The following is a 9,726-nucleotide window of genomic DNA, read 5'->3' as shown; positions in this document are numbered from 1 at the left end:
GGTCAAGTCTGCGCCGCATGCATCGAGTGTGAATCCTGGGCCTCGAGCGTGAAACGTGGGCGGGAAAATCGCGAAAATCCCGCGCACGTTTCACACTCGAAGCCGTCAGTGCACACTCGACGCCAGGAGGGGCAGACATAAAGCGGCTCAGCCCTCGGCCTGCGAACGGACCCACTCCAGGTTGGCCTGCATGTTCTGCTGCCACTCGGCCAGCCGGCGAGAAATGATCCGGGCTTCCTTGTCCGGGTGCGCCGCGATCGCCGGGGTCAGACCCGACGGCCCAGGGCCCATCCGGCCCCACTGTCGGATCAGCACGCCGTCGCTGGCCGGGTCGACCTCGAACGCCCACGTCGCGAAGACACCCTCGGGCCCCACGACGTTGTACACCCAACGGCGCCCGTCCTCGACTTCGACGACCTCGCACACCGTCGTCCACTCCCCCAATGCCTCGTGCTTGTTGCGGCCGCGGAAACGGGCACCGACGTCGAGGCCGGTGGCTCCGTCGAGCCACTCGACGCTCTGCAGCTCTGACGAGCAGTGCGTCGGCAGGCTGATGTCGCTCACCAGGCGCCATGCCGTGGGAAGGTCACAGCGAACCCGTTGAGTGACTTCGACGGTGGGCAGGTCGCGGTAGCGCATGACGGTTAGCATGCCAGCCATGAAGATCGGCGCGATGATAGAACCCCGGCTGCCGGGCGCCGCCGAGTTTGCGGTGGCCGCCGAGCGGATCGGGGTCGCATCGCTGTGGGTGCCCGAGGTCTGGGGTTACGACGCGCTGACCGGGCTGGCCTACCTGGCCGCCAAGACATCGTCGATACAGCTGGGAACCTTTGTGGTGCAACTGGGTTCGCGCAGTCCAGCGTTGCTGGCGACGTCGGCGCTCAGCCTGCAGGAGCTGTCGGCGGGCCGCTTCATCCTGGGCATCGGCACCTCGGGACCGCGGGTGATGGAGGGCTGGCACGGGGTCCGCTTCCGCAAGCCGGTGCAGACCACCCGGGAGACCATCGAGATCGTCCGGATGATCAGCCGCGGCGAGCGCCTCGAGCACGCCGGCGAGGTCTACCCGCTACCGCTGCCGGACAGTCGCGGCACCGCGCTGCGGCCGATGGTGCGTCCCGAGCATGTTCCCGTCTACGTCGCGGCGATGGGCCCGCGGAACCTGGAGTTGACCGGCGAAGCGGCCGACGGCTGGCTGGGCAATGCGTTCATTCCCGAGGCGGCCGAGGTGTTCCTCGGACCGTTGCGCACTGGCGCCCAGCGGGCCGGGCGAACGCTGGATCAGCTCGACCTGGTCGCACCGGTGGCGCTGGAGTTCCACGACGACCGGGCATCCAGCGACGCCGCCGCGCGCCGGCACGCCGACGGGTACGCGTTCACGATCGGGGCGATGGGTGTGGGCGGGCAGAATTTTTACAACGCCGCGTTCAGCCGGCTGGGTTACGCCGACGAAGTCGCCACGGTCGCCGAGCTGTGGCAGGCCGGCAACCGCGACGAGGCCCGCGCCAACGTACCGCTGGACCTCGGCAAGCTGACGAATCTGCTTGGTGGCGACGACGTTATCGCCGAGCGGGTGGACCGTTACCGGGCGGCCGGCATCACCACGCTGTTGACGAAGCTCGACGGTGACCATTCCCAGCAACTCGAGGCGCTGCAGCGGCTGGTCAGCATCGTCGAGAAGGCGTGAGCCCGTCAATCCCGCTGGACAGTGTCGTGGCCTGACGGCGTCCACACCTCGGATGGCTCACACGACAAACATCCCGGGCCGCCCCTGACGACCCGGGATGTTTGTCACACGATTCAGTTCAGCCGACGACGCCTCAGAATCCGAGGAACGACAGCGGGTCGATGCTCGCAGCGGCGGCACTGCCTGCCTCAGCGGCGGCACTGCCTGCGTCAGCGCCGAGACCGAAGGCCGCACCCGGGTCCAGGCTTGAGAGGTCAAGAGCACTGACGTAGGGCGTCAGGTCATAGTCACCGAACGGCGTCACGAATTCGTCCGCGACAGTCGGGGCGGCAGAGGAGGCGTCGGTGGCGGCCGGGACCTGCTCGAAGACGTTCTCATAGCCGCTGCCGAAGTTGGTGACGTCGTACATCGTTCCGTCGGCCGGCAGGCCCGAGGTGACCCCCGAATCGTACGTTCCACTCGTGACGTCGAACCCGGTGTTGGTGATGCTACCGAGGCTGGTGACGTTCTCGCTGGTGATGACGCTCCCGTCGAGCGTCGGGGAGGTGGCGCCGCTGGCCGTGGTGTAGATGTCGAAGTCCTGAGTAACGCTGCCGGTCTGGAAAAAGTCGGGAGTACCGACTCCCTCGGTCACGGGGGCGAAGCCTTCCACCTGGGCACCGCTTACCAAGGTGTAGGGGTCGAAGGTGGTGGTGCCGATCGTGATGGCGTCGGAGCCGGGCACGGTCGGGAACACGTCGGTGGTGCTGGCAGCGGCGGCGGCGGCGTCGGTGGTGTCGGCGAAGGCGACGGCGACGGGCAGGAATGCCGAAGCCAGCAGCCCACCTGCTACCGCGCCCAAGGGCATGGCGATACGTCGATTGAACATAAAAACTCTTTTCTCCTAGTCGATGCGGTGACCGGTTCACCAGGAGGTGCGACTAGGGCCACGTTCTCCAGCCCCGGAAACCCCCGGAGCCGAACTCTACCGCACCATAAGCGGAACATAAACACCAGCCAGGGATTTGCCTAAAATCTGATCACGCCCATGGAAGTGGTGTATCGGGGCTCGCTCGATCATAGTGGGCGACAACGGATTCGTCGGCGACGAACGTGTACGGACCGGCGTAAAGCGGGCGGGTGCGAAACGCCTCACCGCGTCGTCGAGCTCCTGGCCTCGACACCTGTGACCTGGAAAAACCTTGTCACACCCGGGGTTTCGACGAGGCGCTCCATACGCCGGGTGGACACCCCGCGGGAATGGCCACGTCGATGGTGCCGACGCGGGTGTCGAAATCACGGTTACGGTAACCGTTGCGGCTCTTGGACCGCTCGAACACCACGCCCCCTGGACGCAACTCGAAATTCTCTGAGTGTTTGCTTTGTGGCTGGATCGGCAGAAACAGGCCGGCTTCGTAGGACTGCGCGGTCGCCCCACACGCCGGATGCGTCACCGCTCGTTTAGGCGGCGAGTTCGTCGCGTCCAGACTCCTGCTCGGCACCCCGCTTGTTGCGCCGCCATCCCCGCACGGTGGCGATCGCGGTCCTCAGTCCGCGACGACGGCCAGTCGACGGGTCGACACCGGCGAAACCGGGCCCCAGTTCGGCGAACATCGACTCGCTGCGCGTCTCCGGCGCGTCGTCGGCGGTGGCGTCCAGGAAGCGGTCCGGCAGCGACAGCTTGGCGATCGTCCGCCACGTCTTGCCGTACTGCACCAGGAAAGGCCCCGTGGTGTAGGGCAAGTCGTACTTGTCGCAGATCTGGCGCACCCGTACCGCAATCTCCTCATACCGGTTACTGGGCAGATCCGGGAACAGGTGGTGCTCGATCTGATGGGACAGGCTCCCGCTCATGAAGCGCATCGCCGGGCCGGCGTTGATGTTGGCGCTGCCCAGCATCTGACGCAGGTACCAATGCCCCTTGGTCTCGCCGACCATGTCGGTCTTGGTGAACTTCTCGGCGCCGTCGGGGAAATGCCCGCAGAAGATGATGGCGTTGGCCCACACGTTGCGGATGATGTTGGCCAGGATGTTGGCCCTCAGCGTCGACGTGAACGACGCCCCCGGCGACAGCGCCGTGACCGCCGGGAAAGCGACGTAGTCCTTGATGACCTGGCGACCGGCCTTGTTGAAGAACTCGTCGACCCGTTCGCGAGCGTCGTCGTTGTCCATCCGGTTCATGACGATCTTGCCGACCTCGACGTGTTGTAGGCCGACGCCCCATTCGAAGCCAAGCGCGAGCATGGCGTTGTAGAAAACGTTGAACAGGTTGAACCGCTTCCACGGGACGTCGCGGGTCACGCGCAGCAGGCCGTAGCCCACGTCGTCGTCCATGCCGAGAATGTTGGTGTACTTGTGGTGTAGGAAATTGTGGGTGTATCGCCAGTGCTTGGACGATCCCATCATGTCCCACTCCCAGGAGGAGGAGTGGATCTCGGGGTCGTTCATCCAGTCCCACTGGCCGTGCATGACGTTGTGGCCGATCTCCATGTTCTCGACGATCTTGGCCACGCCGAGGGTCGCGGTACCTGCCCACCAGGCCGACCGGCGCTTGCCGAATGCCAGCATCAGTCGGCCGGCGACTTCGAGGGCGCGCTGCGCGGCGATGGTGCGGTGGATGTAGCGCGCATCGCGCTCGCCACGAGAGTCTTCGATGTCCTGGCGGTTGGCGTCGAGTTCGACGCCGTGATTCTCGATGTCGGCGTCCGTCAGATGCGCGAAGACATAGAGTTCGGTGATCGCCATCGTGGTGTGTGCCTTCCTGCAGACTGCAGTTCCTGACCTACGCTATCGTAACCTACGAAAGCGTAGGTTACCAGTGGGTAGCTTCTAAACGTCGAGAGTACAGTTGCCCGACGCGGCGGAAACACAGGTCTGCACGCGTGTTCCCGGCTCGCGCTCAAGGCCGGTCCGCAAATCGCGGACGTGACCCTCGGACAGGGTGACCACGCAGGACTGGCAGATACCCATCCGGCAGCCGAACGGCATCTGCACACCAGCCTGCTCACCGGCATCCATCAGCGATGTCGCCGCGTCGGCAGTGGCGCTCTTTCCGCTCTTGGCGAATGTGACCGTGCCGCCGGTCCCGGCCGGTGCCGCCTTGGAGACCGCGAACCGCTCGAGGTGCAGGCGAGCCCTGTTCCCAGCCGCCGACCAGGCCTGCTCGGCCGAGTCCAGCATCGCCTCGGGGCCACACGCCCAGGTCTGCCGACTGCGCCAGTCCGGCACCTCGGCGTCGAGCCGGGACAGATCGAGCCGACCTTCGCTGCGCGTCGCGCGCAGCCGCAACCGGTAGCCGGGATGGTCCTTTCCCAACCGCTCGAGTTCGGGACCGAACATCACGTCTTGCGCCGTGGGTGCCGAATGGACATGGATCACGTCGGTGATCTGGTCGCGACGGGCCAGCGTGCGCAGCATCGACATCACCGGGGTGATGCCCGAGCCGGCGGTGAGGAACAACACAGTCGGCGGCGCCGGGTCGGGCAGCACGAAATTGCCCTGCGGCGCCGCCAATCTCACGATCGTCCCCGGCTGCACCCCGTCGACCAGGTGACTGGACAAGAAGCCTTCGGGCATCGCCTTCACCGTGATCGTCACCGTACGCGCGCCGCGGCGCGCGCCCGAGGTCAGCGGGCTGGACGTCAACGAGTAGGAGCGCCAGCGCCAGCGGCCGTCCATCAACAACCCGATGCCGATGTACTGACCCGGCTCATAGTCGAAGCTGAAACCCCACCCCGGCTTGATGACCAGGGTCGCCGAATCGCTTGTCTCGCGCCGCACGTCCACAATGCGGCCGCGCAGTTCTCGCGCCGACCACAGCGGGTTGGCGAGGCGGGTGTAGTCATCCGGCAGCAGCGGCGTGGTGATGCGATGGGCAATTTTGCGAAGCGCGTGCCAGCCTGGGTGAGTCTCCACTCCGGCCAGCGTAATCGGCGTGGTCGCGATGACGTCGGCGGCCGGACGTGACACTTTTCTGTCCATTGGCGAAACTCCTGGTCTCTCACTCGGGACAGAACCTACGGTACCGTAACCTACGGTCCCGTAGCTAGACCTGGCTGCGGCTCAAGTCCGGCTCAGAGCAGCTCCAGCAGGAACGGCAGCTCCTGCGTCGCGTACCACGCCAGGTCGTGATCGAGGGCATCCCCGACGGTCAGCTCGGCGTCCTCGTCACCCAGGTCAGCCGCGTCGATCACCTCGATCGCCGCTTTGACCTGGGCTTCGGCCGCAGCGTTGTCGACGAATGCGGCGACCACCTCGTCGGTGGTCACGGCCGCGCCGACCCGCACCACCGCATCGTCGAGATCTGGCCGCAGTGTGACGTCCCCGACATCGGCCACCAGCACCGCGCGCCGAGCCGGCAGCGCGCCTTGGTGGCCGCCGTCTTCGGTCGCGCCGGCCAGCAGCCGTATCGACGCCAGCGCCGCCTCCCGCAGCGCGACTTCGGCTAGCTCGTCGTCGTCGCCTTCGGCATAGCCCTCACGCAGCTTGGGGGTGACTGCGAAGGCGGTGCCGCCGACGGGCCGCAGCAAACCGTCGGCGACGAGTTGCTGCAGCATGGCCAGCGTCGCCGGGATGTAGATGCGCATCAGTTCGCGTTCGTCCTTGTCATTCGGGGTCGCCGATCAGCGTCGCGACATGGTCGTCGACGTAAGTCGACAGCTTCCGCGGTGGCCGCTGGTAGTCGCCGGTACCGACCGGCTCAGCGGGTAGTTTGACTTTCGGCAGTTTCACCGGCTGATAGTCGATCGTGGACAACAGATGCGCGATCATGTTCAGCCGCGCATGCCTCTTGATGTCCGATTCCACCAAATACCATGGGCTGCTGGGCTTGTCGGTGTAGGTCATCATCTCATCCCGGGCCCGCGAATAGTCTTCCCACTTGTAGAGGGATTCCAGGTCGATCGGGCTCAACTTCCATTGCCGCACCGGGTCGTTGCGCCGCGCTTTGAATCGCCGCAACTGTTCCTCTTCGGAGACCGAAAACCAATACTTGCGCAACAGAATTCCGTCGTCGATCAGCATCTGCTCGAAGATCGGCGTCTGTTGCAGGAACAGCGCATGCTCCTGCGGCGTGCAGAATCCCATCACTTTCTCGACACCGGCGCGGTTGTACCAGGATCGGTCGAAGAGCACGATCTCACCTCTGGTGGGCAGTTGCGCGACGTAGCGCTGGTAATACCACTGCCCGCGTTCGCGATCGGTCGGCGTCGGCAGCGCGGCGATTCGAGCAAACCGCGGGTTGAGGTATTCGGCGACTCGTTTGATGACACCGCCCTTGCCCGCGCCGTCACGACCCTCGAAGATTACGACGACGCGAACACCTGCCGCGCGCACCCATTCCTGTAGTTTTACCAATTCCGTTTGCAGCCTGAACAATTCGGCTTCATAGACTTTGACCGAGATCGTGGGCTGCTTGTTCTGCGCCTTGCTCACCATCGAATGGTAGGGCTATTGCGCGGCCTCCAGCAGTTCATCGAGCGATTCGCCCAGCAATGCCGGAAACACGTCGACGTCGCTCATCGCGTCTCGATCGGCGTTGATGCCGTAATACAGCATCCCGTTGTACGACGTCACGCCGATGGCCAATACCTGATTGTTCAGCAGCGGCGGCACCGCGTAGGTCTCGAGCAGCTTGGCGCCGGCGACGTACATCTGGGACTGGGCACCGGGCGCATTGGTGATCAACAGGTTGAACAAGCGCGGCGACAGCCCGGTCGCGACCCGAATCCCCATGGCGTGCAGAGTCGGTGGCGCGAAGCCGGACAGTGTCGCGATGGTGCGCGCGTCCACCAGGCTGGCCGCGGTCGGATTGATTTCGGTGGCGTGGGCGATCTGGGACAGCCGTACCACGGTGTTGCCCTCGCCTACCGGTAGCTCAACCAGAAACGGCGCGACCTGGCTGAGCGCTTGGCCCCGGCTCGACGAGTCCAACGCTTCGTAGACCGGCAGCGGCGCCATCGCCCGTACCGTCGCGGTCGGTGCGGGCGGCTCGCCGCGAGACGACAGCCAGCTACGCAGCGCGCCGGTGATCACCGCCAGCACCACATCGTTGACGTCGCAGTTGTACCGCGACCGGATCGCCCGGTAGTCGTCGAGTCGCCCGCAGGCCACCGTGTATCGCCGGTTGCGCGACACCGTGGTGTTCAGCGGGCTGCGCGGCGCCGAGCCACGCGCCAGCGTGCGGGCGACCTCGAACATCCGTTGGCCGGCGTCGGCCAGCTGGCCGGAGTTGGTCAGCAGGTCGACGACCCCGCTGTGGACGGCCTTGAGCTGCGCCTGTGGACGGATGGCCCAGTCGCCGACCGCGCCGAGCAGCAGCCGCACTCGGCCCGGTTCGCGGCCGGGTACCCAGATGTCTTCGACGAATGACGGCGGACGACGATTGCGATCGGCGATGACGTGGCTGATCTCCACCGCGCCCATGCCGTTGATCAGCGCCTGATGCGACTTGGTGTAGAGCGCCAGCCGGTTCTTGGCCAGGCCCTCGACCAGGTACATCTCCCAGAGCGGCCGCGAGCGGTCCAGCGGCCGGGCGGCCAGCCGGCCGATCAGCTCGTGCAGCTGCTCGTCGCTGCCCGGCGACGGCAGCGCCGAGCGCCGGACGTGATAGGTGATGTCGAACTCGCGGTCGTCGACCCAGACTGGCCGGGCCAACCGCATCGTCACTTCACGGACCTTCTGCCGATAGCGCGGAACCTTCGGCAGTTGCCGCTCCACAGCGGCCAACAAGGTCTCATAGCTCAGCCCGGCGCGCGGCTGCCGCAGGATCGACAACGACCCGACGTAGAGCGGCGTCGACGAGTTCTCCATCTGGTAGAAGGACGCGTCCGAAGCGGACAACCGGGTCACGTCGCCTCTCCCCCTTACGTCCCTTACGAATTGGTCCCTTACGTATTGGTCCACTAACCAATATGCCGGAAACGCTCACCGGCTGGCGGACCCCCTGCACAGCGCGGGTACGCGGACGCGGTGATTGTGCGATGATCCTCACACTCGTCTGCCACTCTCCAGCAGGCCAGTTGGTGTACGGCCCTTCGAAACGTGCGGGAGAGTTCAATGTCGACCGGTTCCAGTCCATCGGAGTCAAGCTCAGTGGAGCGCAAGCCGTTCGCGGTCACCCCGGTCGTCGACTGCGAACCCCCGGCCCGGGATGTCCGGCAGTGCAGGCCCTCGTCGAGAGTCCCGCGAAAGCGCCATATTCATGTGCCACAACGACATCCACCGACATCCACAATGCCGATGCGGCAAGCGGCCGGCTTTGCCGACGCCGCCCTACGCCGGGTGTTGGAGGTCATCGACCGCCGGCGCCCGATTGCGCAACTGAAGGGGCTGCTGGCCGCCGAACTCGTCGACTCGGTGCTGTCGGCCAATCGACGCGGCGACCGCCCGGATGCGGTGGCGGTGCTACGCCGGATTCGGCTGCAACCAGTGAGCGGCCTGGCAGCGGCCGAGGTGTTCGGCAGCTACAGCCGCGGCCCGCGCACACACGCCATTGCCTGCCGCATCGAGCAGTTCGCCGAACGCTGGCAGGTGGTCGCGCTCCATATTGGTTAGCGCCGCTTGGGCTTGACGTGCCGGCCTTGCCGCCGGGCCGCCTCGCGACGCTCACGTCGGCTTCCGCCACCCGCGCGCGCCGGCGCCTTGTCCCCGTTGCCCTGCACCTGCGCCGAGCCGTCTTCGGCGGGTCCGGTGTAAGTCAGTTGCGGTGCCTCGTTGTCAATGCCCTTGGCGCGCAACGCGGGCGCCGGCTCACGCGCCGCGCCGCTGCGCTGCTGGGCGCCCGCCGCAGCGGCGGCGAACTCGGCCAAGCCTTCCGGCTCGTCGACCTGGCCGACCTGCTGCGGCGGAACCGCCTCGACGGCGACGTTGAACAAGAAACCGACGGACTCTTCTTTGAGGCCGTCCAGCATGCCGGTGAACATGTCGAAGCCCTCACGCTGGTATTCGACCAGCGGATCGCGCTGGGCCATCGCGCGCAGGCCGATGCCCTCTTTGAGGTAGTCCATCTCGTAGAGGTGCTCGCGCCATTTGCGGTCGATGACGTTGAGCAGCACGTTGCGCTC

Annotated in this window: 9 protein-coding genes and 2 pseudogenes; 2 read left to right on the top strand and 9 right to left on the bottom strand. The window is 66.0% G+C overall.

The genetic code is table 11. The features are described 5' to 3' along the window. Positions 1 to 147 precede the first annotated feature (147 nt). On the bottom strand, positions 148 to 660 hold the full coding sequence (locus AC2VOU_RS13545) for an SRPBCC family protein (protein WP_486957845.1): 513 nt from the start codon (positions 658 to 660) through the stop codon (positions 148 to 150). Between AC2VOU_RS13545 and AC2VOU_RS13540 the strand changes: the two genes are divergently transcribed. Continuing rightward, positions 659 to 1,684 carry an LLM class flavin-dependent oxidoreductase gene (locus AC2VOU_RS13540; protein WP_486957844.1) on the top strand — a complete coding sequence of 342 codons (1,026 nt, stop codon included), beginning with the start codon at positions 659 to 661 and terminating at the stop codon, positions 1,682 to 1,684. The two genes, AC2VOU_RS13545 and AC2VOU_RS13540, sit on opposite strands and share 2 nt — an antisense overlap. 133 nt (positions 1,685 to 1,817) lie before the next feature. Here the strand turns inward: AC2VOU_RS13540 and AC2VOU_RS13535 are convergent, their stop codons facing one another. The 7 genes and pseudogenes from AC2VOU_RS13535 to AC2VOU_RS13505 all read right to left on the bottom strand — a co-directional run bounded on the left by AC2VOU_RS13535 (position 1,818) and on the right by AC2VOU_RS13505 (position 8,512). After that, positions 1,818 to 2,552 (bottom strand): hypothetical protein, encoded by a 735-nt coding sequence (locus AC2VOU_RS13535; RefSeq protein ID WP_486957843.1) that lies wholly within the window; start codon positions 2,550 to 2,552, stop codon positions 1,818 to 1,820. A gap of 199 nt (positions 2,553 to 2,751) precedes the next feature. Beyond that, positions 2,752 to 2,994 (bottom strand): annotated as a pseudogene (locus AC2VOU_RS13530) (transposase); the annotation flags it as partial. A gap of 130 nt (positions 2,995 to 3,124) precedes the next feature. After that, positions 3,125 to 4,408 (bottom strand): fatty acid desaturase family protein, encoded by a 1,284-nt coding sequence (locus AC2VOU_RS13525; RefSeq protein ID WP_486957842.1) that lies wholly within the window; start codon positions 4,406 to 4,408, stop codon positions 3,125 to 3,127. Between the two features lie 84 nt (positions 4,409 to 4,492). After that, positions 4,493 to 5,644, bottom strand: coding sequence for a ferredoxin reductase (locus AC2VOU_RS13520; protein WP_486957841.1), 1,152 nt, complete (start codon positions 5,642 to 5,644; stop codon positions 4,493 to 4,495). Positions 5,645 to 5,736: 92 nt separating this feature from the next. Continuing rightward, positions 5,737 to 6,252, bottom strand: a complete 516-nt coding sequence (locus AC2VOU_RS13515) for a DUF6912 family protein (RefSeq protein WP_486957846.1) — start codon at positions 6,250 to 6,252, stop codon at positions 5,737 to 5,739. Between the two features lie 16 nt (positions 6,253 to 6,268). Next, complete coding sequence (gene ppk2, locus AC2VOU_RS13510; protein WP_486957840.1) at positions 6,269 to 7,096, bottom strand: polyphosphate kinase 2; 828 nt, start codon at positions 7,094 to 7,096, stop codon at positions 6,269 to 6,271. A 15-nt stretch (positions 7,097 to 7,111) separates the two neighbouring features. Next, positions 7,112 to 8,512: a WS/DGAT/MGAT family O-acyltransferase gene (locus AC2VOU_RS13505; protein WP_486957839.1), complete on the bottom strand. Its 1,401-nt coding sequence runs from the start codon at positions 8,510 to 8,512 to the stop codon at positions 7,112 to 7,114. A 390-nt stretch (positions 8,513 to 8,902) separates the two neighbouring features. Here AC2VOU_RS13505 and AC2VOU_RS13500 point away from each other — a divergent pair, with 390 nt between their 5' ends. Next, positions 8,903 to 9,217, top strand: a complete 315-nt coding sequence (locus AC2VOU_RS13500; protein ID WP_486957838.1) for an Rv3235 family protein — start codon at positions 8,903 to 8,905, stop codon at positions 9,215 to 9,217. Here AC2VOU_RS13500 and AC2VOU_RS13495 read toward each other — a convergent pair. Next, positions 9,214 to 9,726: pseudogene (locus AC2VOU_RS13495) on the bottom strand (preprotein translocase subunit SecA); the annotation flags it as partial. The gene AC2VOU_RS13500 and the pseudogene AC2VOU_RS13495 sit on opposite strands and share 4 nt — an antisense overlap.

It is taken from the genome of Mycobacterium sp. TH-M25 (assembly GCF_057473665.1).
Note: the sequence above shows the minus strand (reverse complement) of the source record. Positions and strands in the feature narration are given on the sequence as shown.

Coding starts and splice junctions, on each gene's coding strand:
- AC2VOU_RS13540 (WP_486957844.1), top strand. CDS start 659: ATGAAGATCGGCGCGATGATAGAACCCCGGCTGCCGGGCGCCGCCGAG.
- AC2VOU_RS13545 (WP_486957845.1), bottom strand. CDS start 660: ATGGCTGGCATGCTAACCGTCATGCGCTACCGCGACCTGCCCACCGTC.
- AC2VOU_RS13535 (WP_486957843.1), bottom strand. CDS start 2,552: ATGTTCAATCGACGTATCGCCATGCCCTTGGGCGCGGTAGCAGGTGGG.
- AC2VOU_RS13525 (WP_486957842.1), bottom strand. CDS start 4,408: ATGGCGATCACCGAACTCTATGTCTTCGCGCATCTGACGGACGCCGAC.
- AC2VOU_RS13520 (WP_486957841.1), bottom strand. CDS start 5,644: ATGGACAGAAAAGTGTCACGTCCGGCCGCCGACGTCATCGCGACCACG.
- AC2VOU_RS13500 (WP_486957838.1), top strand. CDS start 8,903: ATGCGGCAAGCGGCCGGCTTTGCCGACGCCGCCCTACGCCGGGTGTTG.